At 70.7% G+C, this 23,603-nt stretch carries 23 protein-coding genes; 12 read left to right on the top strand and 11 right to left on the bottom strand.

The window, feature by feature from the left end; all coding sequences use genetic code 11:
• Positions 1 to 11: 11 nt before the first annotated feature.
• The gene (locus ABIC63_RS18595) at positions 12 to 302 is read right to left on the bottom strand and encodes a BufA1 family periplasmic bufferin-type metallophore (protein ID WP_294374340.1); all 291 of its coding nucleotides are present in this window, start codon (positions 300 to 302) and stop codon (positions 12 to 14) included.
• 182 nt (positions 303 to 484) lie between these two features.
• Here ABIC63_RS18595 and ABIC63_RS18590 point away from each other — a divergent pair, with 182 nt between their 5' ends.
• A complete protein-coding gene (locus ABIC63_RS18590; RefSeq protein ID WP_354320884.1) occupies positions 485 to 1,042 on the top strand; it encodes a sigma-70 family RNA polymerase sigma factor in 558 nt (185 codons plus the stop codon).
• Positions 1,039 to 1,680: a DUF1109 domain-containing protein gene (locus ABIC63_RS18585; protein ID WP_294374346.1), complete on the top strand. Its 642-nt coding sequence runs from the start codon at positions 1,039 to 1,041 to the stop codon at positions 1,678 to 1,680. The genes ABIC63_RS18590 and ABIC63_RS18585 overlap by 4 nt, the downstream gene beginning before the upstream one ends.
• 3 nt (positions 1,681 to 1,683) lie before the next feature.
• Here ABIC63_RS18585 and ABIC63_RS18580 read toward each other — a convergent pair whose 3' ends face one another.
• The 7 genes from ABIC63_RS18580 to ABIC63_RS18550 form a co-directional block, all read right to left on the bottom strand.
• Entirely contained in the window at positions 1,684 to 2,640 is a 957-nt protein-coding gene (locus tag ABIC63_RS18580) for a LysR substrate-binding domain-containing protein (protein ID WP_354320883.1), read from the bottom strand.
• Positions 2,641 to 2,708: 68 nt separating this feature from the next.
• Entirely contained in the window at positions 2,709 to 3,707 is a 999-nt protein-coding gene (locus ABIC63_RS18575) for a Bug family tripartite tricarboxylate transporter substrate binding protein (RefSeq protein ID WP_354320882.1), read from the bottom strand.
• 41 nt (positions 3,708 to 3,748) lie between these two features.
• Positions 3,749 to 4,936, bottom strand: a complete 1,188-nt coding sequence (gene tcuB / locus ABIC63_RS18570; RefSeq protein ID WP_354320881.1) for a tricarballylate utilization 4Fe-4S protein TcuB — start codon at positions 4,934 to 4,936, stop codon at positions 3,749 to 3,751.
• On the bottom strand, positions 4,923 to 6,380 hold the full coding sequence (tcuA, locus tag ABIC63_RS18565) for an FAD-dependent tricarballylate dehydrogenase TcuA (protein WP_354320880.1): 1,458 nt from the start codon (positions 6,378 to 6,380) through the stop codon (positions 4,923 to 4,925). The genes tcuB and tcuA overlap by 14 nt, the downstream gene beginning before the upstream one ends.
• Positions 6,381 to 6,537: 157 nt before the next feature.
• Complete coding sequence (locus ABIC63_RS18560) at positions 6,538 to 7,326, bottom strand: cyclase family protein (protein WP_354320879.1); 789 nt, start codon at positions 7,324 to 7,326, stop codon at positions 6,538 to 6,540.
• A 71-nt stretch (positions 7,327 to 7,397) separates the two neighbouring features.
• Complete coding sequence (locus ABIC63_RS18555) at positions 7,398 to 8,996, bottom strand: phytoene desaturase family protein (RefSeq protein ID WP_354320878.1); 1,599 nt, start codon at positions 8,994 to 8,996, stop codon at positions 7,398 to 7,400.
• Positions 8,997 to 10,077: 1,081 nt separating this feature from the next.
• Complete coding sequence (locus ABIC63_RS18550; protein WP_354320877.1) at positions 10,078 to 11,331, bottom strand: styrene monooxygenase/indole monooxygenase family protein; 1,254 nt, start codon at positions 11,329 to 11,331, stop codon at positions 10,078 to 10,080.
• Positions 11,332 to 11,581: 250 nt separating this feature from the next.
• On the opposite strand from ABIC63_RS18550, the gene ABIC63_RS18545 reads away from it, so the two are divergent.
• The 10 genes from ABIC63_RS18545 (at position 11,582) to ABIC63_RS18500 (ending at position 21,445) form a co-directional block, all read left to right on the top strand.
• On the top strand, positions 11,582 to 13,921 hold the full coding sequence (locus ABIC63_RS18545; protein WP_354320875.1) for a bifunctional salicylyl-CoA 5-hydroxylase/oxidoreductase: 2,340 nt from the start codon (positions 11,582 to 11,584) through the stop codon (positions 13,919 to 13,921).
• A complete protein-coding gene (locus tag ABIC63_RS18540; RefSeq protein ID WP_354320874.1) occupies positions 13,918 to 14,688 on the top strand; it encodes an SDR family NAD(P)-dependent oxidoreductase in 771 nt (256 codons plus the stop codon). The genes ABIC63_RS18545 and ABIC63_RS18540 overlap by 4 nt, the downstream gene beginning before the upstream one ends.
• A 52-nt stretch (positions 14,689 to 14,740) precedes the next feature.
• Entirely contained in the window at positions 14,741 to 15,601 is an 861-nt protein-coding gene (locus tag ABIC63_RS18535) for an enoyl-CoA hydratase family protein (protein ID WP_354320873.1), read from the top strand.
• 1 nt (position 15,602) lies between these two features.
• Positions 15,603 to 16,766, top strand: coding sequence for an acyl-CoA dehydrogenase family protein (locus ABIC63_RS18530; protein ID WP_354320872.1), 1,164 nt, complete (start codon positions 15,603 to 15,605; stop codon positions 16,764 to 16,766).
• 22 nt (positions 16,767 to 16,788) lie between these two features.
• Positions 16,789 to 18,423, top strand: a complete 1,635-nt coding sequence (locus ABIC63_RS18525; protein WP_354320871.1) for an AMP-binding protein — start codon at positions 16,789 to 16,791, stop codon at positions 18,421 to 18,423.
• A complete protein-coding gene (locus ABIC63_RS18520) occupies positions 18,423 to 18,902 on the top strand; it encodes an acyl-CoA thioesterase (RefSeq protein WP_476347433.1) in 480 nt (159 codons plus the stop codon). The genes ABIC63_RS18525 and ABIC63_RS18520 overlap by 1 nt, the downstream gene beginning before the upstream one ends.
• A 28-nt stretch (positions 18,903 to 18,930) precedes the next feature.
• A complete protein-coding gene (locus ABIC63_RS18515) occupies positions 18,931 to 19,323 on the top strand; it encodes a RidA family protein (RefSeq protein ID WP_294374384.1) in 393 nt (130 codons plus the stop codon).
• Between the two features lie 372 nt (positions 19,324 to 19,695).
• Positions 19,696 to 20,703, top strand: coding sequence for an AraC family transcriptional regulator (locus ABIC63_RS18510; RefSeq protein WP_354320870.1), 1,008 nt, complete (start codon positions 19,696 to 19,698; stop codon positions 20,701 to 20,703).
• Between the two features lie 137 nt (positions 20,704 to 20,840).
• Entirely contained in the window at positions 20,841 to 21,161 is a 321-nt protein-coding gene (locus ABIC63_RS18505; RefSeq protein WP_294374390.1) for a type II toxin-antitoxin system RelE/ParE family toxin, read from the top strand.
• Entirely contained in the window at positions 21,158 to 21,445 is a 288-nt protein-coding gene (locus ABIC63_RS18500; RefSeq protein WP_354320869.1) for a helix-turn-helix domain-containing protein, read from the top strand. Before ABIC63_RS18505 ends, ABIC63_RS18500 begins: the two co-directional genes overlap by 4 nt.
• Before the next feature lie 113 nt (positions 21,446 to 21,558).
• Here the strand turns inward: ABIC63_RS18500 and ABIC63_RS18495 are convergent, their stop codons facing one another.
• From ABIC63_RS18495 to ABIC63_RS18485, 3 genes are all read right to left on the bottom strand, one after another.
• Positions 21,559 to 22,092: a flavin reductase family protein gene (locus ABIC63_RS18495; protein WP_017762155.1), complete on the bottom strand. Its 534-nt coding sequence runs from the start codon at positions 22,090 to 22,092 to the stop codon at positions 21,559 to 21,561.
• A gap of 23 nt (positions 22,093 to 22,115) precedes the next feature.
• Entirely contained in the window at positions 22,116 to 22,904 is a 789-nt protein-coding gene (locus ABIC63_RS18490) for an SDR family oxidoreductase (RefSeq protein WP_354320868.1), read from the bottom strand.
• A 323-nt stretch (positions 22,905 to 23,227) separates the two neighbouring features.
• Complete coding sequence (locus ABIC63_RS18485) at positions 23,228 to 23,581, bottom strand: alpha/beta hydrolase (protein ID WP_114803130.1); 354 nt, start codon at positions 23,579 to 23,581, stop codon at positions 23,228 to 23,230.
• Positions 23,582 to 23,603 lie beyond the last annotated feature (22 nt).

Raw genomic sequence — 23,603 nt, 5'->3', positions numbered from 1 at the left:
CGGCCTGGCGATCAGGACTTCATCGGCGTCAGCGAGCCCATGCCCTTGGGCGTCTTCATGCTGGTGCAGGTGCCGGCCGGCACGTTCTTCCAGGCGTTGGCCTGGTAGTCGACCTTGGAGGTGCCGGCGCAGGTGGTGCCGGGGCCGGCGGCGCAGTCGTTCTTGCCGGCCAGGGCGACGCCGTAGCACTTCTCCATCTTGGCCATGCTGTCGGCGGGCTTGCTGTCCTGCGCATGGGCGATGCCACCGGCCAGGGCGGCGAGCAGGAAGGCGGTGGAGGCGAGGGGGCGGGTCGAGGTCATGGTGAAGGCTCCTGATGAAAAGGTGGAAGGTCGGAATCGGCACCGCCATCGCGGCGACCGTCTGCTAGTTCCGTCCCGGCGCGGCGGCCGTTACGCGGCGGCACAATCGCCGACGAAAAAATAAAAGCGCCGCGCCTGTAACCCGCAGGCCCGCCGAGGCGAATGGAAAGAGGCCTGTCCGAATGAGTACCGCCGAAGCCCATCTGCGCATGCTGTTCCTTCGGGGACTCGATGGCGATGCAGCCGCCTACCGCCAGTTCCTGTCCGAGCTGGCGGCGCACCTGCGCGCCTTTCTGCGGCGGCGCCTGTTCGGCTGGCCCGACGACGTCGAGGACCTGGTCCAGGAGTGCCTTCTTGCCATGCACAACCAGCGACACACCTACCTGCGCGACCATCCGGTGACGGCCTGGGCGCATGCCATCGCGCGCCACAAGCTGATCGATCACCTGCGCCAGAAGTCCTCGCGCGAGGCGCTGCATGAGCCGCTGGACGACGCGCTCGAACTGGTGGCCGACTCGGACACCGACGCGCAGGAGGCGCGCCGCGACCTGCTGGTGCTGCTGGAGACGCTGCCCGACCGCCACCGCCTGCCCATCGTGCACACCAAGCTGCAGGGCCTGTCGGTGACCGAGACGGCGCAGCTGACCGGCATGTCCGAATCGGCCGTGAAGGTGGGCGTGCACCGCGGCCTCAAGGCCCTGGCCGCCCGGCTCGGCATCGACAAGGAGGCGGCCGCATGAAGACCGATGACCTGGTGACCCTGCTGGCGCAGGACGCGGCGCCGGTGCCTGCGGGCGCCAACGCGCGCCGCCTGTGGCTGGCACTCGCCTGCAGCCTGCCGCTGTCGCTGCTGATCATGCAGGCAGGCTACGGCATGCGCGGCGACCTGTGGCGCGTGATGGTGCTGCCCATGCTGTGGGTCAAGCTGGCCGTGTCGCTGTGCGTGGCGGCGGCCGGGCTGCTGATGGTGCGGCGCCTGGCCAGCCCGGGCGTGGGGCCGGGCCGCGCCGGCTGGCTGGCCGTGGTGGCGGTCGGCCTGCTGTGGGCGCTGGCCGTTTGGCGCTGGATCGACATGCCGCAGACCGTGCGCATGCCGGCCCTGATGGGCCAGACCTGGCGCACCTGCGTGGTCAATATCGGCCTGATCGGGCTGCCCGTGTTCGTGGCCGCCTTCTGGATGCTGCGCGGCATGGCCGCCACGCGGCCGCGCCGCGCGGGGGCCGCGGCCGGCCTGCTGGCGGGCGGCGCGGGCGCCACGGTGTACGCGCTGCACTGCCCCGAGCTGACGGCGCCCTTCCTGGCCACCTGGTACGTGCTCGGGATGCTGCTGCCGGTGGCCGCCGGCGCCGTGCTGGGGCCGCGGCTGCTGCGCTGGTGAGCGTCAGACGAGCGTGACGCCCGCCCAGCGGCCGTCCTCGACCAGCGCGCGCACGCTGTCGCGCATCACGCCGCGCGCCGCCAGCACGGCGGGTGCCAGCTCTTCGTCGGCCCGGCTGCACAGCAGGTTGACGCGGCGGGCCACCGGCGCATCCAGCCGCGCGTGGTGGAAGCGCCGGTCGGCATCCGGATAGCGACCCAGCGCGGCCCAGGGCTGCAGCGTGGCGCCCAGGCCCGCGTCCACGGCGGCCATCACCATCGCCAGCGAATCGACCTCCAGCGCCACCTGCGGCGCGATGCCTGCGCGGTCGAAGGCGGCGTCGATGGCACTGCGCAGCCCGTGCGGGCCGGTGGGCAGGATCAGTGGCTCGGTGCGCAGCGCCTCGATGTCCACCTGCGGCGGCAGCGCCGGCTGGGCCACCGAGCGGATCAGGAACAGCGCTTCCTCCATCAGCGGCAGCACCTGCCAGCCGCGGCCCGCGCCGCCCGCCGGCTCGTGCAGCGCCAGCGCATCGGGCCGGTGGCCGAAGAGGATCGCGAGGTCCAGCTCGCGGGCGCGCAGCATGGCCGCCAGGTGGCCCGACATGCCCTCGACCATGTGCAGCCGTACTTCGGGATAGCGCTCGCGCATGGCCTGCATCAGCGGCAGGCCCAGCAGCGCCGACGTGGTGGGGGCCAGACCGATGCTCACGCTGCCCGACAGCCGCGCCTGCTGTGCCGAGCGCACGGCCTGCTCCGCATGTCGCAGGGTCAGCTTGGCCTCATGGAAGAAGGCGAGCCCCGCCTCGGTGGGCGTGACGCCCTGCGGCGTGCGCTGCAGCAGCCGCGTGGCCAGCTCGCCTTCGAGGCGCGAGACCTGCTGGCTGAGTGCCGACTGCACCACGTCCAGCTCCAGGGCGGCGCGGCTCATCGAGCCGGCCTCGACGATGCGGACGAAGTAACGCAGCTGGCGCAGTTCCATGGCGGGCGATTGTCCTCACCGGCCGGTGCGCCGTCGCTGCGTCGTGACAAGGGGCTGCCCGCCCGCGCTCATTCCGCCGTCAGCTTGCGCGCGCGGGCGATGGCGCCCCACTGGTCGTATTCCTTGCGCATGAAGGCCGCGAACTCGGCACGCGTGGTCGGCTGGGGCGTCAGGCCGTGCTTGGTCAGGGCCTCGCTCACCGCCGGGTCGTTCAGCACCTTGACGATCTCGCGGTTCCAGCCGTCGAGGATAGGTGCGGGCGTCTTGCCCGGGGCGACGAAGGCATACCAGTTGAGTGCCTCGAAGCCCGGGTAGCCCGACTCCGCCATCGTCGGGATGTTGGGCAGGTAGGCCGGCCGCTTGAGGCTGGTGGTGGCCAGCGGGATCAGCGTGCCCGCCTCCACATGCGGCATGGCCGTGGGCGGCGCCGCGAAGTACGAGGCGATGCGCTCGCCCAGCAGGTCCTGCAGCGCGGGCGCGCCGCCTTTGTAGGGCACGTGCACCATGTTCACGCCGGCCCGCTGGTTGAACAGCTCGCCCGCCAGGTGCGAGGCCGAGCCCGCGCCGGTCGACGCGAAGTCGATGCTCTTGCGCTTGGCGAGCGCGACGAACTCCTGCAGGTTGTGCACGCCCAGGCCCTTGTGCACCACCAGCACGTTGGGAAAGTACACGCCGCCCGAGACGGGCGCCAGGTCCTTGAAGGGGTCGTAGCTCAGCTTCATCAGGTGCGGCGCGATGGTCAGCGGCCCGACCGAGCCAAAGAGCAGCACCGTGCCGTCGGTGCGCTGGCCGGCCACGTACTGGTGGGCGATGTTGCCGCCGGCGCCGGCCTTGTTGTCCACGATGACGGGCTGCCCGATGTTCTCGGACAGCTTCTTGGCGATCAGCCGCGCGGCGGCATCGGCCGCACCGCCTGGGGCGAAGCCCACCACCAGCGTGACCGGCTTGCGGGGCGGAAAGTCCTGCGCCTGGGCGGTGGCGTGAAGGGCGGGCAGCAGCGCTGCGCCGCCCAGGGCGGTGCAGGCCAGGCGCGCCAGCAGGGCGCGGCGGTGGGTGGAAGTCGTCATGGTGTCTCCGAGCAAGGTCTGGAAAGGGGAAGGCGCGGGCGTCATTCGCCGCCGGCCGCTGCCGGGTTGGGCAGCCGCTTTTCGACGGCGAAGCGCAGCAGCGCAGCGCTGCGGAAGATGCCGTGGGCGAACTTGCCGTAGGGCAGGGTGGCGAACAGCGCCATCACCGCACCCAGGTGCAGGCACAAGGTCAGCGGCATGGCAGCGCTGCCGCGGGCCAGCCACAGCGCGAGGCCGCTGGCGCTGGTGAGGAACAGCAGCGCGATGAAACCGCGGTCCATCGGCCGCTGGGCCGCATCGCCGTGGAGGGGGTGGCGCCGCAGGTGCAGCCAGCCCAGTCCGGCGCTTCCGGCCATCAGCATCACGCCGCCGACGGCACCCAGCAGCTTCGGCAGGCTGGGCAGGTCGTAGGGCGCGGGCAGGCCCAGCGCATAGTGGTAGAGCGTGGCCACGGCCGTGGCCGCGAAGCACAGCAGGAAGCCGTAGAAGGTCAGGTGGTGGAAGCGCCGCCGCGCCAGGGTGGGGCCATCGTCGGCCTCGTGGCAGCCTTCGCCATGGCCGCCGTCCAGATAGCGCAATTGCGCGATGTCCGCCGCGGCCTCGGCGCCGGCCGGGCCGCTCACGGCCACTGCGCCGGTCACCGGCGTCACGGCCTGCCAGAAGCGGCGCACGCCCAGCGCCAGCGCCAGCACCGCGAACAGGAACACCGGCGCGAACAGGCCCACCATCAGGTTGTGCGGGAACAGGTCGTAGAAGTGGCCGCCCGCCGGAACGGCCCGCCACAGCCCACCCTTGAGCGCCACGGCCAGCGCCAGGAAGAGCCCCAGGCCGAACGCCAGCGCCACCGAGAGCGTGAGGCCGTTGCGCTCGTACAGCCGGCCCAGCGCGTGCGGCCAGGCGTAGTCCTGGTAGGTGCGTGCGCGCACCTGCGCCATGGCCTGCGGCACGTTGACGGCAAAGGCATGCGGCGGTGCGTACTGGCATGCATGCAGGCAGGCTCCGCAGTTGTGGCAGAGGTTGGCCAGGTAGTGCACGTCGGCCACCGGAAAGGCCAGCCGCCGCGTCATGGCCGGAAAGACGGCGCAGAAGCCTTCGCAGTAGCGGCAGGCATTGCAGATCTGCAGCTGGCGGGCCACCTCGTCCTCGGCGGCGGTGGCGGCCGGCACCGGCACCACCTCGCCCAGCGCCAGCTGCCGGGCCTCCTTGACCATGGCATCAAGCGCTTGCATGGGCGTCTCTTTCCTTGTCGTCGGCGATCACGTTCGCCAGGGTGCTCAGGGGTTGCTGCCGGGCGGCCAGGGCCGCGTTCCGGCCGGCGATGCGGCCGAAGGCGGTGCCGATGCTCATGCCCACGCCGGCCGTGTAGCCCTTGCCCAGCACGTTGCCCGCCATCATTTCGCCGGCCACGAAGAGGTTGGTGCTCGGCTGGCCGCCGAAGCGCACGGCCGCGGTGTCGTCGGTGCGCAGGCCCAGGTAGGTGAAGGTCACGCCCGGCCGCACGGCGTAGCCGTAGAAGGGCGCCTGCACGATGGGTCGCGCCCAGTGCGTCTTGGCGGGTGTCAGGCCCTCGGTACGGCAGTCGTCCAGCACGGTGTGGTCGAAGCGGCCCACGCGGCAGGCGTCGTTGTAGGCCTGCAGCGTCTGCATGAAGGTGTGGCCCGGCAGGCCCAGCTGGGCGGCCAGCTCGGGCAGGCTGTCGGCCTTCACGCCCGGGAACACCGGCGGCATGAAGCGGCCGATGGCCTGGCTGTCGATGATCGAGTAGCCGATCTGCCCGGGCTGCATGGCCACGAGGCGGCCCCAGATGGCATAGCGCTTGGGCCAGAAGTCCTCGCCCTCGTCGTAGAAGCGCTCGCCCTCGCGGTTGACCACCACGCCCAGCGACACACAGTCGATGCGGGTGCAGATGCCACCGTCGTACAGCGGCGCGCGGGCATCGATGGCCACCATGTGGGCCTGGGTCGGGTCGCCGATGCGGTCGGCCCCGTGGGCCTCCAGCAGGTGGCGAAGCAGCACGCCCTGGTTGAAGGCGGTGCCGCGGATCAGGAAGTTGTCGGAGGGGAACTCACCGCGCGCATTGCGGCCCCAGGCCTCGCGCAGCCAGTCGCGGTTGGACTCGAAGCCGCCCGCCGCGAGCACGCAGCTGCGGGCCGCGATGCGTTCGCCCGCTGCCGTGTGGGCGGCCACGAAGCGGCCGTCCTCGATCTCCAGCTGCGCGACCGGTGCCTCGTAGCGCACCTGCACGCCCAGCGCCTCGGCGCTGCGGTAGTAGGCATTGACCAGCGCCTTGCCGCCGCCCATGAAGAAGGCGTTGGTGCGCGCCACATGCAGCGCGCCCGACAGCGGCGGCTGGAAGTGCACGCCGTGGCGCCGCATCCAGGGCCGGCAGTGGCCCGAATGGCGGATGGCCAGCCGCGCCAGCGGCTCCTGCGTCTGGCCGCCGGTGACCTTGAGCAGGTCTTGCCAGAACTCCTCTTCCGGGTAGGCATCGACCAGCACGTCCTGCGGCGCATCGTGCATGCAGCGCAGGTTGCGGGTGTGGGCGGAATTGCCGCCGCGCCAGGCACGGGGCGCGGCCTCCAGCAGCAGCACGCTGGCGCCGGCCTCGCGTGCCATCAGCGCGGCGCACAGCGCGGCATTGCCGCCGCCGATGACGAGCACGTCGGGTTGCATCGTGGGACTGTCTCTTCCTTGGAGTGGTCTCGCCGGCCGCGAGGGCGGGCCGGACGAGGCGCACTTTAGGAAGCAGGAAGTCCGCGGTGCAGGGGGGTGCAGTCATGGGGGTATCACGCGGCGAGATGACCGCTTGCCCCGCCGCGTGACGGCGTTCTCAGCGCTCGGCGCCCATCAGCGCCAGCACCCGCAGCGGGCTGCCCGAGCCGCCCTCGATCTTCAGCGGCGCCGCCAGCACGATGGCGCCCTGGGGCGGCAACTGGTCGAGGTTCTTCAGGCACTGCAGGCCGTACTTGTTGGCGCCATGCATCAGCGTGTGGCAGGGGTAGGCCACCGGCCAGGCATAGGACTGGCCGGCGTCGGTGTTGATGGTCTCGACGCCGAAGCCGCGCACGTTGCGCTCGCAGATCAGCCATTCCACGGCCTCCTGCGTGGGGCCGGGCGTGTGGGCGCCGTCCTCGCGCATGTTGACGAAGGCGGCGGGGTCGTCGATGCGCTTCGACCAGTCGGTGCGCAGCAGCACCCAGGCGCCGGCCGGGATGCGGCCGTGGGTCTCTTCCCAGGCGCGCAGGAAGTCCACGGTGAGCAGCCAGTCGGGGTTGTCGGCCACCGGGGCGCTGGCGTCGATCACGCAGGCCGGGCCGATGAACACGCTCGGGTCGATGGTGTCCACCGTGTTGGCCGGATGGTCCTTGCCGGTGATCCAGTGGGCGGGCGCGTCGAAGTGCGTGCCGGTGTGCTCGCCGCAGGAGAAGTTGTTCCAGTACCAGCCGGGGCCGGCCTCGTCGTACTGCGAGATGCGCTCCATCTTGAAGGCCCACACCTGGCCGAACTGCGGCGGCAGCTGCAGGGCCGGGAAGCTGGGCGACAGGGTCTGCGTCAGGTCGACGACGCGCAGGGCGCCGGTGGCGATGTCCTGGGCGAACTGGGCGAGGGAGGCGGTCATGGTCGTGGGCTCCGTGGGGAAGAGTGCGAGCAGGGAAGCGATGAAGAGGGAAGGGGGCGCGAATGCAGTCGTCACAGTGCCCCGAGGGCCCGGGCCACATGCACGCCCGACGCGCCGCCGAGTCCCGGCCCGGGGTGGGTGGAGGCGCCGATGTGCCAGAGATGGGCGACCGGGGTCTCGTGGTTGCGCAGCCCGCGCAGGGGTCGCCAGAGGAAGTACTGGTCGAGGGCGCAGTCGCCGCCATAGGGATCGCCGCCGACCAGGTTCATGTTGAGGCGCGGCAGGTCGGCGGGCGAGAGCACGGCGCGGCCGAGGATGCTGCCGGGAAGGTTGGGCGCATGGCGGGCGATCTGCGCGATCACGCGGTCGGCATAGGCCTCGCGCAGGGCGGTCGTCCATTGGCCGCCGGCCGGCACGTCCAGTTCGCCGGCCGCATCGCCGATGGGCTCGCGTGGGCATTCGGGCAGCTGGATCCACAGGATGTGGCGGCCTTCGGGCGCGCGGCTGGGGTCCAGCGCGGTGGGCTGCGCGACGCAGATGGTGGGCGCGGCAGGCAGCAGGCCGCGCTCGGCCTCGTTGACGGCGCGCGAGATGGCGTCCGGCCCGCCGCTCAGGTGCAGATAGCCGACCTTGTCGAGCGACCGGTCGGGCCACTGCGGCGGCTCGGAGAGCGCGAGGTGGATCTGCATGTTGCCCTTGCCGTAGCGCCACTGACGGGCCTGGCCGGCGATCTCGGGCGGGATGTGCTCGGGCGCCAGCAGGCGGCCGTAGAGCTGCGTGGGCGTGGCGCTGACCACCACCTCGCCGGCGCGCAGTTCGCGGCCACCGGCCAGCCGCACGCCGACGGCGCGGCCGCGTTCGACCAGGATGCGTTCGACGTCGCAGCCGGTCTCCAGCGTGCCGCCGGCGTCGCGGATCAGCCGCTCGAAGGCGCGCACGGTGTTGGCATTGCCGCCTTGCACCAGTGGCATGCCCACGGCCTCCAGCGTGAAGGCGACAACCTGGGCCATGAGCGCGGAGAGCGGCGAGTCCGGCCCCAGGCCGCAGTGCAGCACCCAGGGCGCGAGCAGCGCACCGACCAGGTCCGACCCGAAGCGCTGCTGCAGCCAGGGCCGGGCGGGCGTCAGGGCCTCGCCGAAGAAGCCGGCCAGGGCATGCGGGCCGTCCTTCCACGCGGCGCCGGCGAGGGTGCGGGCGGTGTTCAGCTTCCACAGCTCGTTGCCCAGCAGCGAGAAGACGAGCGGGGCGCGCTCGGCCATGCCCTCCAGCGTCTGCACGAAGGCCGCGCCGTCGCCGGCATGCAGCGCTTCCATGCGCTGGCGGTTGAGCTGGCGCGAGGTGGACAGCACCAGATGCCGACCATCGGGCATCAGCACACCGGTGGGGCTGTCGGTGTTGCAGTAGGAGAGGCCCGCCTCGTGCAGCGCCTTGCCGAGTGCTGCGTAGGCAGGGCCGACGAGGAAGAGCGGATGCGCGGTGGAGAGCGTGTCGTGCTGGAAGCCGGGCAGCGTCAGCTCGTCGGTGCGGATGCAGCCGCCAAGCGTGGCCTCGCGCTCCAGCACGCGCACCTTGCGGCCCTTGCGGGCGAGCAGGGCGGCACACACGAGGCCGTTGATGCCGCTGCCAATGAGCAGCACGTCGTCGGGGGCTGGGTTTGCGGGGCTTGCCATGGGAGCATCTTTGCCTTGGCTTGCGTTCGGGGCTATCCGGTTCGGGCGGGCGGCTATCCGAATCGCGACGGAAGTTTGTGGCTCGGTTGTCGGGTCTCTCGCAGTTGCCATGAACGAGGTGTTCAGAGGGCGGCGGGTTCCGTGTGCTCGGTGGGGGGGCCGGGGTGCGCGCCGGTGCCGGGCATGGGGTGCGCGCCGGCGCCGGGCCCAGGGCGCGCGGGCTCATACGGGGTCGGTCGGCCCTGCGGGCCGACTCCGCTGCGGTGCTCGGATGGACGGGCACGCGGCATAACTCGCTACGCGCTCCGCGCTGCGCTCAGACAAACGCCGCGAGTCAGATCACGAAGCAGGCCTGTCCTTCGGCAGGCCTGCAGCCCGTCCATCCTGCGCTCCTCGCCGACCCCGAAATCGCCCGCGCGCCCTGGGCCCGGCGCCGGCGCGTGGAGACGCACGTTGGGCATCAAAGGGGCAGGGGTTGTCTGCACGACAACCGTAACGGCGCACTGGCCCCCATCCCTGCCTTCCCCCAGCGGGGGAAGGAGTTCAGCGCTGACGCAAGTGAACCTGCTTCGGCGCAGAGTACAGGCACAGGCACAGGCACAGGCACAGGCACAGGTTGCGGAGTGCGGAGTGCGGGGTGCGGAGTGCGGAGTGTGGGGTCTGGGGTGCAGGACGTAGTGCCGGCCGATCACCCCAACGTAGGCCCTGGTGCCGGTGAGGGCGTGGCGGCGCGCCTGTGGGGTGCCGAGGAGCGCAGGGCGGACGGGCTGCGGGCCTGCCGAAGGACAGGCCCGCTTCGTGATCTGACTCGCGGCAGTTGTTTGAGCGCAGCGCGAAGCGCGTAGCGAGTTCTGCCGCGGCCCGTCTGTCCGAGCACCGGAGGGGAGTCGGCGCGCAGCGCCGACCGCCCCACTTGAAGCGCCGACACGCCCTCACCGGCGCCAGGGCCGGACCACCGCCCCGGTCCGCCGATCACCGGGCACAGCCAACCACAGCCGCTGACCGCCAACCGTGGAACGACGAACCGACGAGCCCACGAGCCCACGAGCGACGCATCGACGAACCGACCAACCTCGCCCACTCAGGCCGCCACCGCCACCCCGCCCCCCGCGTGCTCCGCGATGAACTGCTCGCAGGCCTGCGCATCGGTCCACCACGGGAAGAACCCCGGCGGATGGTTGAAGTTGTTGGCGATGGCATGCGCCACGCCAGGGATCTGGCCCGCCGCGCCCAGCAGGTTCAGCACATGAGGCGGCGGTGGCTCCAGCAGCGTGTTGGTCCAGCGCACCACATGCTGGGCATAGTCCCAGAAGCGCTCGAAGGTCGCGTTCATCCAGGCCGCGTCGAAGGGCGCGTCGCCCCGCGCCACGATGGCGTCGTGCACCACCTTGAAGGCCTTGGTCGCATTGTTGGAGCCCTGGCCCGTGATCGGGTCGTTGACGCACACCGCGTCGCCCATCCCGAAGACCTGGCGGCCCGAGGGCAGCGTGCCCACCGGCCGGCGCACCGTCGGCACGAAGCGGCCGGCCAGCACGCCGCCGTCGTCGGTCAGGCGCACGTCGCGGCAACGCTCGGCCTCCCAGGGCAGATAGGTGTCGAGGATCTTCAGGCTCTGCCGCAGATGGTCCTCGGGCGTCCGGATGTCGCCCCAGCAGTCCATCGGGCCGCCGGGCACGCCCTCGAACACCATGATCTCGCACGGCCCGCTGAGCGTGAGCGCCGGGAAGACGAAGTACTCGCCCACCCCCGGGATCAGGTTGAAGCACACGCGCGAGTAGGGCGTGCGCGGCGTCATGCCGTGCACATAGGTCAGGGCCAGCGCGCGCATCGGCTGCGTGAACACGCTGCGTACCGGGTCGCGCTCGAACAGGCGGGTGATCTCGCCCTTGCCGGCCGACACCACCACCAGGTCGTGCGTCACGGCCAGTTCTTCCAGCTCGTCGATGCCGGCGTCCTGCAGCACGAGGTTGCCGCCGCGCTCGCGGAACAGGTCCATCCAGACGGGCATCTTCAGCCGCTGGTCCACCGCCTGCGCCGGCCGGTCCAGCCGGGCGGACCAGTCGATCAGGCGCTCGCCGGGCTGCGCGGGGTGCGGCACCGTGAGGCCGATGCCCTCCACGGGCGGACAGTCGTCCGCCCACAGGTCCAGGCCGAAATCGCGCTCGATCTGCAGCGCGTTGTCGAACATGCACTGGCTGGACATCACCTTGCCCCGGCGCAGGTCGTCCGGGCTGCGATTGGTGAGCAGGGTGACGTGGTCGCCCCGGCCCTGCAGGGCGAGGGCCAGGGGCAGGCCGGACTGGCCCGCTCCGACGATGGCGATCTTGCGGCTCATGGATGGTTCTCCTGGCGGATGCAGACGAAGAGGAAGGAACGGAGGGACTCGCGATGCGCCAGCCGGGGCTTCCCCGACCGTGGCAGGGCCATGCTAGGAAGCGCCCGGCGCCGCCGCTATCCGCTGGCCGCAGCGCCTGTCCGCCCGCTGCAGGAGTTGCGGACGCGACCCGGGTGTCGTCCAAATTGCTTGACAACTAAACTAATTGAGGAGGAGACTCCATCCCAAGCCATCGCAAAGGAGCCTCTCCATGAACATCGTCTGCATCGGCGGCGGGCCGGCCGGCCTGTACTTCGCACTGCTGATGAAGAAGCACAACCCCGGTCACCAGGTGACCGTGGTCGAGCGCAACAAGCCCTACGACACCTTCGGCTGGGGCGTGGTCTTCTCGGACGCCACCATGGAGAACATGCGCGCCTGCGACCGTGAGACGGCCGACGAGATCGAGCAGGCCTTCAACCACTGGGACGACATCGAGCTGCTGTTCAAGGGCCGGCGCATCCGCTCGGGCGGCCACGGCTTCGTGGGCATCGGCCGCAAGAAGCTGCTGAACATCCTGCAGGCGCGCTGCGAGGTGCTCGGCGTCAACCTGGTGTTCGAGACCGAGGCCGACAGCGACGCCGACTATCCCGACGCCGACCTCATCATCGCCAGCGATGGCGTCAACTCGCGCATCCGCGCCAAGTACGCCGACGTCTTCAAGCCCGACATCGTGGCGCGGCCCAACCGCTTCATCTGGCTGGGCACCAACAAGGTCTACGAGGCCTTCACCTTCGACTTCCAGCGCACCGAGCACGGCTGGTTCCAGGCCCACATCTACAAGTTCGACGACACCACCTCGACCTTCATCGTCGAGACCACCGAGGACACCTGGAAGGCCCACGGCCTGGACCAGGCGGACCAGCAGCAGTCCATCGAGTTCTGCGAAAAGATCTTTGCCGGCGACCTTCAGGGCGCCAAACTGATGACCAACGCGCGGCACCTGCGCGGCTCGGCCTGGATCAACTTCCAGCGCGTGGTCTGCGAGCAGTGGTCGCTGCAGAACGAACACGGCAGCCATGTGGTGCTGATGGGCGACGCGGTGCACACGGCGCACTTCGCCATCGGCTCCGGCACCAAGCTGGCCATCGAGGACGCCATCGAGCTGGCCCGCCTGTTTGGTGCCCAGGGCGACACCCGCGCGCACATCCCCGAGGTGCTCAAGGCCTACCAGGAAGCCCGCCGCGTGGAGACGCTGCGCATCCAGAACGCCGCCTGGAACGCCATGGAATGGTTCGAGGTCTGCGGCAAGCGCTACTGTGACCAGCTGGAGCCCGAGCAGTTCATGTACTCGATGCTCACGCGCAGCCAGCGCATCAGCCACGAGAACCTGCGCCTGCGCGACCGCGGCTGGCTCGAAGGCTACGAGCGCTGGTTCGCGCAACGTGCCGACGTGCCGGTCCCAGAAGGCAAGACCCCGCCGCCGCCCATGTTCACGCCCTACTCGGTGCGCGGCGTCACCCTCAAGAACCGCATCGTGGTCTCGCCCATGGCGCAGTACTCGGCGGTGGACGGCGTGGCCGGCGACTACCACCTGGTGCACCTGGGCGCCCGCGCCATGGGCGGCGCGGGCCTGGTGTTCGCCGAGATGACCTGCGTGAGCCCCGAGGGCCGCATCACCCCCGGCTGCCCGGGCCTCTACAAGCCCGAGCATACGGTGGCCTTCAAGCGCATCGCGGACTGGATCCACGCCAACAGCGATGCGAAGTTCGCCATCCAGATCGGTCATGCCGGCGCCAAGGCCTCCACCCGCCTGGCCTGGGACGGCATCGACCAGCCGCTGGAATCGGGAAACTGGCCGCTGCTGTCGGCCTCGCCGCAGCAGTACCTGGAGGGCGTGAGCCAGCTCTCGCGCGGCATGACGCACGAGGACATGGCGGAGGTCAAGGCGCAGTTCGTCGCCTCCGCCCGCGCCGCGGCGGAGGCCGGCGCCGACTGGCTGGAACTGCACTGCGCCCACGGCTACCTGCTGTCGAGCTTCATCTCGCCGCTGACCAACCAGCGCACCGACGAGTACGGCGGCTCGCTGGAGAACCGGCTGCGCTATCCGCTGGAGGTGTTCGCCGCCGTGCGCGCCGCCTGGCCGGCCGACAAGCCGATCTCGGTGCGCATCTCGGCGCACGACTGGGTCGAGGGCGGCATCACGCCCGAGGACGCCGTGGCCATCGCCAAGGCCTTCAAGGCCGCGGGCGCGGACATGATCGACTGCTCGTCGGGCCAGGTGAGCAAGAAGGAAAAGCCGGTCTACGGCCGCATGTTCCAGACGCCCTTCGCCGACCGCATCCGCCAGGAGGCGGGAATTCCCACCATCGCCGTGGGCGCGATCAGCGAGGCCGACCATGCCAACAGCATCCTGGCCGCGGGCCGCGCCGACCTGTGCGCGGTGGCCCGGCCGCACCTGGCCAACCCGGCCTGGACGCTGACCGAGGCCGCCAAGATCGGCTACACGGCCATCACCTGGCCCAAGCAGTACCGCTCGGCCAAGCCACAGATGGAAGCCAACTTCGCCCGCGAGAAGGCCCTGGCCGAGGCGGCGGGGGCCGGCAAGTGAGCGGCACCCCGAGCCCGCGCCATGCGCTGGTGACCGGCGGCGGCCGCGGCATCGGCGCCGCCATCGCGCGGCGGCTGGTGGCCGAGGGCTGGCACGTGACCGTGCTGGGCCGCAGCGCCGAGGCCGTGCAGGCCGTGGCCGCGGAAGACCCGGAGCACCTGTTCGCCGTCAGCGCCGACGTGGCCGACGCCGAGGCGGTGGCGGCCGCGCTGGCCGAGGCGCAAAGCCGCTTCGGCCCCGTCGCCGCCCTGGTCAACAACGCCGGTCAGGCCGAGAGCGCGCCCTTCCACAAGATGGACATGGGTCTGTGGCAGCGCATGCTGGCCGTCAACCTGACCGGCACCATGGTCTGCAGCCAGGCCGTGCTGCCCGGCATGCTGGCGGCGGGCTGGGGCCGCATCGTCAACGTGGCGAGCACGGCGGGGCAGGTGGGCTATGCCTACGTGTCGGCCTACTGCGCGGCCAAGCACGGCGTTGTGGGGCTCACCCGCTCGCTGGCGCTGGAACTGGCAACCAAGGGCATCACGGTCAACGCCGTGTGCCCGGGCTACACGGAGACCGACATCGTGCGCCAGAGCATCGCGCGCGTGGTCGCCAAGACGGGCCGCAGTCCCGAGGCCGCACGGGCCGAATTCGTCAAGAGCAACCCGCAGGGCCGCCTGGTGCAGCCCGACGAGGTGGCCGATGCCGTCGCCTGGCTGTGCGGCCAGGGCGCGGGCGCCGTGACCGGCCAATCCATTTCCGTGGCGGGCGGCGAGGTCATGTGACCGCGCCGTCGCCTTCCACCACCCCAACGCAGCAGCAAAGAACGGAGACCGCATGAGCGACAGCATTCCCCGCGTGGACCCGGCCCTGGTGGCCGGCAACCAGCGCCCCCTGGCCGGCTACGAGGCCAAGCACTTCCAGTGGTCCGTCGCCGACGGCGTGGCCACCATCGTGCTGAACCGGCCCGAGCGCAAGAACCCGCTCACCTTCGACAGCTATGCCGAGCTGCGCGACCTATTCCACCAGCTCAAGTGGGCCGACGACGTGAAGGCGGTGGTGCTCACCGGCTCCGGCGGCAACTTCTGCTCCGGCGGCGACGTGCACGAGATCATCGGCCCGCTGGTGCGGCTGAAGGCGCCCGAGCTGCTGATGTTCACCCGCATGACTGGGGAGCTGGTCAAGACCATGCGCGCCTGCCCGCAGCCCATCGTGGCCGCCATCGACGGCGTGTGCGCCGGCGCCGGCGCCATCCTGGCCATGGCCTCGGACCTGCGCCTGGGCACGGCGCGCAGCAAGACCGCCTTCCTGTTCAACCGCGTGGGTCTGGCTGGCTGCGACATGGGCGCCTGCGCCATGCTGCCGCGCATCGTGGGCCAGGGCCGGGCGAGCGAGCTGCTCTACACAGGCCGCGCGCTGGGCGGTGAGGAGGGCGAACGCTGGGGCTTCTTCAACCGCCTGTGCGCGCCCGAAGAGGTGCTGGTCGAGGCGCAGAAGCTGGCTGCCCAGCTGACCGAAGGGCCCAGTTTTGCCAACGGCATCACCAAGACCATGCTGCACCAGGAATGGGCCATGACCCTCGAGCAGGCCATCGAGGCCGAGGCCCAGGCCCAGGCGCTGTGCATGCTGACGCAGGACTTCACGCGGGCCTATGAGGCCTTCGTGGCGAAGCAGAAGCCCGTCTTCAAAGGGGACTGAGATGGCGGACCAGAGTTACCTCGACTGGCCCTTCTTCGAGCCCCGCCACCGCGAACTGGCGCAGGCGGTCGACGCCTGGGCCACGCAGAACATCTCGCAGGACCATGGCCACGACGTGGACGCCGAATGCCGCGCGCTGGTCAAGGCCCTCGGCGCGGGCGGCTGGCTGCAGCACGCCGTCGGCGAATCGGCGCAGACCATGGACGCCCGCGCCATCTGCCTGATCCGCGAGACGCTGGCCCGCCACAGCGGTCTGGCCGACTTCGCCTTCGCCATGCAGGGCCTGGGCAGCGGCGCCATCAGCCTGCACGGCACGCCTGAGCAGCGCGAGCGTTATCTGACGCGCGTGGCGCGCGGCGAGGCCATCTCGGCCTTCGCCCTCTCCGAGCCCAATGCCGGCTCCGACGTCGCCGCCATGCAGTGCAGCGCGCGGCAGGACGGCGACCATTACGTGCTCGATGGCGAGAAGACCTGGATCTCCAACGGCGGCATCGCCGACTTCTATGTGGTCTTCGCACGCACCGGCGAAGCGCCCGGCGCGCGCGGCATCAGTGCCTTCATCGTCGAGGCCGGCACGCCCGGCTTCGAGATCGCCGAGCGCATCGAGGTGATCGCGCCGCATCCGCTGGCCCGGCTGCGCTTCACCAACTGCCGCGTTCCCGCCGGCCAACGCGTGGGCGCGGCGGGCGAGGGCTTCAAGGTGGCGATGCGCACGTTGGACGTGTTCCGCACCTCGGTCGCTGCCGCCGCGCTGGGCTTTGCCCGCCGCGCCCTCGACGAGGCCCTGGCCCGCGCCACCACGCGCCGCATGTTCAACGGCGTGCTGGCCGACTTCCAGCTCACGCAGGCCAAGCTGGCGCAGATGGCCACCGCCATCGACAGCGCCGCGCTGCTGACCTACCGCGCCGCCTGGCGCCGCGACCGCGGCGAGCCGGTGACCAAGGACGCGGCCATGGCCAAGCTCACCGCCACCGAGAACGCGCAGCAGGTCATCGACGCCGCGGTGCAGATGTTCGGCGGGCTGGGCGTGGTCAGCGAGCAGCCGGTGGAGCGGCTCTACCGCGAGATCCGCGCCCTGCGCATCTACGAGGGCGCCACCGAAGTGCAGCAGCTGATCATCGCCCGCGAGCTGCTGCGCGAGGCCGGCGCCGCCAAGGCGGCCTGAGCGGACACGGCCGGAGACCGCCATGACCGCCAGCGCCCACGTCGACACCTTCGCGCGCGACCACCTGCCGCCGCCGGAGCAGCAGCCGCAGTTCATCTTCGAGCTGCCCGAGTTGCAGATGCCCGCGCGGCTGAATTGCGCCACCGAACTGCTGGACCGCCACGTGGCCGAAGGCCGCGGCGACCGGCCCTGCCTCCTGGCGCCCGGCCTGCGCTGGACCTATGCCGAGCTGCAGGACAAGGCCAATCGCATCGCCAACGTGCTGGTGACGCAGATGGGCCTGGTGCCCGGCAACCGCGTGCTGCTGCGCGCGCCCAACAACCCGATGCTCGCGGCCTGCTGGTTCGCGGTGATGAAGGCCGGCGGCATCGCCGTGGCCACCATGCCGCTGCTGCGCGCCAAGGAGCTGGTGCCGATCCTTGAGATCGGCCAGGTCACGCACGCGCTGTGCGACGCCGCCCTGGCCGACGAGTTGGCGCAGGCAGCGCAGAAGGCGCCGGTGCTGCAGCACGTTCGCCACTTTCATGCGGAAGGCCCGGACAGCCTGGAGGCGCTGATGGCCGCGGCCTCGCCGGTCTTCGACAACGTGGACACGGCCGCCGACGACACCTGCCTCTTCGGCTTCACCTCGGGCACCACCGGCGTGCCCAAGGCCACCATGCATTTCCATCGCGACGTGATCGCGGTCTGCCATTGCTGGCCGCCGCACCTGCTGCGCGCCACGGCCGACGATGTGTTCATCGGCAGCCCGCCGCTGGCCTTCACCTTCGGGCTGGGCGGGCTGGTGCTCTTTCCCATGCATGTGGGCGCCTCGACCGTGCTGCTGGAGAAGGCCGGTCCGGCGCAACTGCTGCAGGGCATCCAGGACTTCGGTGCCACGGTGCTGTTCACCGCGCCCACCTCGTACCGGCTGCTGGCCGAGCAGGGCGCCGTGCTGCGCGCCACGCCGCTGCGCAAGTGCGTGTCGGCCGGCGAGGCGCTGCCCGCCACCACCCGCGCGCTGTGGAAGAAGGCGACCGGCATCGAGCTGATCGACGGCATCGGTTCGACCGAGATGCTGCACATCTTCATCTCGCACGACGAGGCCGGCGCCCGGCCCGGCGCCACCGGCAAGCCCGTGCCCGGCTACCGCGCCCGCATCGTGGACGAGGAAGGCAACGAGTTGCCACCGGGCACCATCGGCCGCCTGGCCGTGCAGGGCCCGACCGGCTGCCGCTACTTGTCGGACCCACGCCAGGCGCAGTACGTGCAGGGCGGCTGGAACCTCACGGGCGATGCCTACGTGATGGACGCCGACGGCTACTTCTTCTACCAGGCGCGCACCGACGACATGATCATCTCGGCCGGCTACAACATCGCTGCGCCCGAGGTGGAAGAGGCGCTGATGCAGCACCCGGCCGTGGCCGAATGCGCCGTGATCGGGGCGCCGGACGTCGAGCGTGGCCAGATCGTGCAGGCCTTCGTGGTGCTGCGCGCCGGGCAGGGCGAGCCGGGCGAGGCCATGGTCCGCACGCTGCAGGACTTCGTGAAGGCCACCGTGGCGCCCTACAAGTACCCGCGCTCGGTGGTCTTCGTGGCGCAGTTGCCGCGCACGCAGACGGGCAAGCTGCAGCGCTTCGTGCTCAAGCAGGCGGCGCAGACGGGAGCCACCCCGTGATCCGCGTCGCCACCCCCGCCGACCAGGGCGAGGCCGCCATCGACGCACCGCCGGGCCGCTTCGCGCGCACGCAGCTCATCCGCTTCTCGCACTGCGACCCCGCCGGCATCGTCTTCTTTCCCCAGTACCTGGTGATGTTCAACCAGCTGGTGGAGGACTGGTTCAACGAGGGCCTGGCCGTCAACTACGCCGGCATGATCGCCGGCCGCCACATCGGCCTGCCCATCGTGCGGCTGGAATGCGACTTTCGCGCCATCAGCCGGCTGGGCGACACGGTGCAACTGGGCCTGGCGGTGGAGCGCGCGGGTGGCCGCTCGCTCACGCTGGCGCTCCAGTGCACCGGCGCCGACGGCGAACTGCGCGTGGCTTCGCGGCAGGTGCTGGTCTTCACCAGCCTGCAGACCCACCGCGCCATCGACATCCCGCCGGACGTGCGCGAGGCGCTGACCCGCTTCGCGCCCGATCCGGCCCCCCACTGAATCCACGTTTTTCCCGCAGGAGTCCCGCATGCAAGTTCTTCTTCCTCCCGGCTGGCCGCGCCCCAAGGGCTATGCCAACGGCGTCACCGCCAAAGGCCGCATGGTCTTCGTGGCCGGCATGATCGGTTGGGATGCGCAGGGCGTGTTCCACACCGACGACCTGGGCGAGCAGGTACGCCAGGCGCTGCAGAACGTCGTGGAGGTGCTGCGCGAGGCCGGCGCCAGCCCCGAGCACATCGTGCGCATGACCTGGTACGTGACCGACAAACGCGAGTACGTGGCGGCCTATCCCGCCATCGGCAAGCACTTCCGCGAGCTGATCAACTGCTACAACGCCGCCATGACTGCGGTGGAAGTCTCGGCGCTGGTCGAGGACCGGGCGAAGGTGGAGATCGAGGTCACGGCGGTGGTGCCGGACTGAGCGGCAGGCTGCTCGTTCATCACTGCCGAGGCGGCCCCCAGCGGGCCGCCTCGTCTTTTTGCGGGCAGCGAAGGCGTGCCGCGTGGCGGTGCGGCCGCGTGCGAGCGCGGGGCGACACGCCGCCGCCGCGCGGCCCCCTGTCGAGTGGGCTTCCCCTCCCGCGGAAGGCCCGGCGACGAGAGGAGGTGCACCCCGCCAGTGCATGTCCGTGCTTGTCCTGAGTGCGTCCGTATTGCTTGAGGACTAAATTAACTGGGCCACGGCGGCGCGCAAGTGGTGGCGCCGATCTTGCTATCGATCAAGCCGTCGCTGCATCGATCGCAGCGCGGCTAAACCCGCCGGCCACCGGCTACGCGCGACACAAGGCCCGTCATGAACCCCACTGCCAGTGCCTTCTTCTCCCGCCAACCCTCGGCACCTCTGCCGGAGAAGCGGCCGCTGCGGCCCTTCTTCGCCTCGGCCGATCTCGAAGAGACGCGGCTGCGCGTGGGCAGCGTGATGAAGCCGCACCGGCTCGACGTGGCCGGCCGCGCGCAGCGCCTGGATGCGCGCATGCACCACGCCAGCTTCGGCGACGTGTCGCTGAGCCTGCTGGCCTATGGGGCGGAGGTGGAGATCCAGCCCGGTCCGCTGGAGGATTTCTTCCTGGTCCAGATGCCGCTGGCGGGGCGCGCGCAGGTCGACAGCGGCGGCCAGCACAGCGACTCGGGCCCGCACGAGGCCACGGTGCTCAGCCCCAGCGAGGCCACGGTGATGCGCTGGTCGGCCGACAACCAGCAGCTGATGGTGCGTGTCTCGCGCGCGCTGGTGGAGCGCACGCTGGCGCTGCAACTGGGCCGCGCGCTGGATGCGCCGGTGCGCTTCCAGCTGGGCTTCGGCTGGCGCGACAACGCCATGTGGATGCACCTGCTGGGCTACCTGCAGGAAATGATGGCGCAGGACATCGACGTGTCTCAGCACCGACTGGTGAGCCAGCAGGTCGGACAACTGGTGGCGGCCACGCTGCTGTCGGTGCAGCCCCACAGCCACAGCCATGCGTCGCCCGCGCGCTGCAACACGGTGCTGCCGCGTCATGTGCGCCGCGTGCAGGACCACATCCAGGCGCATGCGCACGAGCCGCTGTGCGCCGACCAGCTGGCCGAGGTGGCCGGCGTGAGCGTGCGCAGCCTGTACGCCGGCTTCAAGGAATTCCTGGGCGTGAGCCCCATGCAGTACCTCAAGGACCTGCGGCTGGAGCGGGCCCGCGCCGAACTGCTGGGGGGCAGCACCCATGTGGCCGGCGTCGCGCTGCGCTGGGGCTTCGGCCACCTGGGACGCTTCAGCGCCGACTACCGCGCGCGCTTCGGCGAGTACCCCAGCGAGACGGTGCGGAGGCATTGAAGGCAGGCAGGCCCGCCGCGTGGCTCAGGATGGCCGTTGGCCACTGTGCCGAGTCGCGCTCGCCGCGTGGGCTGCAACGCAGCAATGAACCGGGTTCCTGACGCCTGAAAAAATATCAATTTTGATATGATCGGCGCATGTGGACCGTCGAGACCCTCAATGCAGCCGTCGATGGCGAAGTCGACCAACTCCCGATCGACATGCGGGCCCGGCTGGTGAGGCTCGGTTCGATCATCGAGGCGGTGGGGTTCGACGGATTGCCCTCCGACACGGTGAAGCACCTGGAGAACAAGCTGTGGGAGCTGCGCATCCGAGGCAAGGACGGCATTGCAAGGGCAATCTACCTGACCGCGGTCAGGCGGCGGGTCGTGATCGTCCGGGTCTTCGTCAAGAAGACCCAGAAGACACCGAAGCACGAACTGGAATTGGCTCGGCAACGGGCGAAGGAAGTCGAATGACCAAGCTGAAGGACCTGCACGTGAAGTGGTCCAAGGACCCGGCATATCGGGAAGCCTACGACGCACTGGAGGAAGAATTCGCCCTCGCCGAGGCCATCGCGGAGGCGAGGGCGGCGGCAGGGCTTACGCAGGCCGAAGTGGCCGAACGCATGCAAACGACGCAGAGCAATATTGCGCGCTTGGAAGCCGGCCGGAGTTCGCCATCCACGCGAACGCTGGAGAAGTTCGCCCACGCAATCGGGGCCCGCCTCAAGATCAGCTTTGATCCGGTTCGGTCCCGATGACGCCGAGGAGCGCTCGCCATGGGAAACATGGCGTCAATGGATAGCTGGCGGCGGAACAGCGTGGCGAACGCACTGCGCTCGATCTGAGCGCGACCTCGGCGCGGCTGCGGGTCTCAGGCCGCCAACCCCGTGAATCGCCCCCCATGGAACACCAGCGGCGCCGTCTCGCTGCGCGCCACGCGAAGCACGCGGCCCACGAGCAGATGATGGTCGCCCGTCTCGCGGTGATGATCGCTGGCGCACACCAGCGTGGCGGCCGCGCCGGCGATGGCGGGCACGCCCTCGGGGGCTTCCGTGATGGCGATGCCCTCGAACTTGTCGGGGACCGCCGGATTGGCGAAGTGCCGCGCCAGGGTTTCCTGCTCGCAGCCCAGCACGCTGATCGTGAAGTGCGTGCAGTCCCGGAAGGCCTGCAGGCTGGGCGAACGGTTCACCAGGCTCCACAGCACCAGCGGCGGCTCCAGCGACAGCGAGGCGAAGGAGTTGATGGTCAGGCCCACCGGCCGGCCGTCGGCCGTGCGAGTGGCCACGATGGCCACGCCGGTGGGGTAGCAGCCGAGCACGGTGCGCAGCAGGCGCGGGTGCAGGACCTCGTCGATCCAGGGCGCCAGGGTGGCGGCGCCGGGCTCCGCATCGTTGGCCGCCATGGTGGAGGCATGGGCGACCGCACTCATTCGGCCAGCCTCGGAATGGCCGGCACGGCCTGCTCGGGGCCCATGGCCGAATAGCCGCCGTCCACCGCGTAGTCGGCGCCGGTGACGAAGCTGGCACCTTCCGACAGCAGGAAGGCGACCACGTTGCCGACTTCCGCCGGGTCGCCCACGCGGCCGAGCAGGTGGTAGGCCGCCGCCACGCGGTCGGTCTTGGCGCGGTCGCCTTGGGTCAGCTCGTCCATCACGCGCGACCAGGTCCAGCCCGGCGACACGGAATTGACGCGGATGCGGTCGGCCGCGAAATCCATCGCCATGTTGCGCGTGACCTGCACCAGCGCCGCCTTCGACACCGGATACAGCCAGCGCCCGGTCTGCGCCACCTTGGCCGAGATGCTGGTGAAGTTGACGATGGCACCGCCGCCCGCCTGGGCCAGGTGCGGGCGCACCGCGCGGGCGGCCATGACGGCGCTGACCACGTTGACATCCAGCGCCGTGAGCCAGTCCTGCCGGCCCGATTCGGCACCGCCGTCCAGGTAGGTGCAGGCCAGGTTGACCAGCCCGTCGATGCGGCCGAAATGCGCGGCGACCTGGGCCACCGCCTGGTTCAGGGCCTCGTCCTGGGTCACGTCCACCGGCCAGAAGCGGGCGCGGTCCTCCTGGCCGGCCACGGCGCGCGCGCCGCCGGCCTCGTCGATGTCGAACACCGCCACCTTCGCGCCAGCCTTCAGGAGCACCTGGGCCACGCCCGCGCCGATGAGGGTGGCGCCGCCGGTCAGCACGATGACCTTTCCGTCCAAGCGATGCATGTGAGTTGCCTTTCATCCGTGGTGTCGGCGCCGCAGGTCGGGCTCTGCGAGCCCGACCCGGCGCGTGGATGAATGGTGCGGCGCCCGTCCCCGCGGGCCTAGCCGCGCACGGCGGTGGCTATCCGCAGACTGCGAACACTTGGCCGCGGCCTGGACAGCCCGGCGACGGAAGCAGGCCGGGGGCTGCCTGGCCCCAGGCGGCTGCGACGCCCCAAAGCAGAAAGCCGGCATGCTTTCGCATACCGGCTTTCGGGGTGCCCGAAGGCATCCACCCTGCGCCTTGCCCGCTGACAACGGGCAAGGCGCCGGGCGGCGTGGGTCTTTTACAGACCGGCCTTGCGGTAGACCGACAGGCTGCCCTGGGTGTACTGGGTGGGGATCGTGCTGTTCACGAAAGCCTTGGAGTCCAGGTTGGCGGTCGGGTTGTGGGCGGCAGCCACGGCTTCGGCCTGCACGGCGGCGCGGCTGCGGGGAGCGGCCGGGGCCACGGCGACTTGCTGGCCAACGTATTCCAGGTTCTGCTCGGCGCGAGCGGCTTGCACGCCCTGGGCGTTCACTTCGGCGCGGCTGAAGGCCGACACGGGGGCGACGACGCCCTGGTATTCCTCGGCGCTGGCGCCGGCAACAGCGGCGAACGACAGGGCGGCGAGGGCGATGATCTTCGAGGTCTTGGTCATGATTTTTCTCCTGTAGGCAGGC

Origin of the sequence: Pseudacidovorax sp. 1753 (assembly GCF_040544975.1) — a bacterium.
Classification (GTDB): Bacteria; Pseudomonadota; Gammaproteobacteria; order Burkholderiales; family Burkholderiaceae_C; genus Xenophilus.
This window is presented reverse-complemented; position numbering and strand designations above follow the sequence as displayed.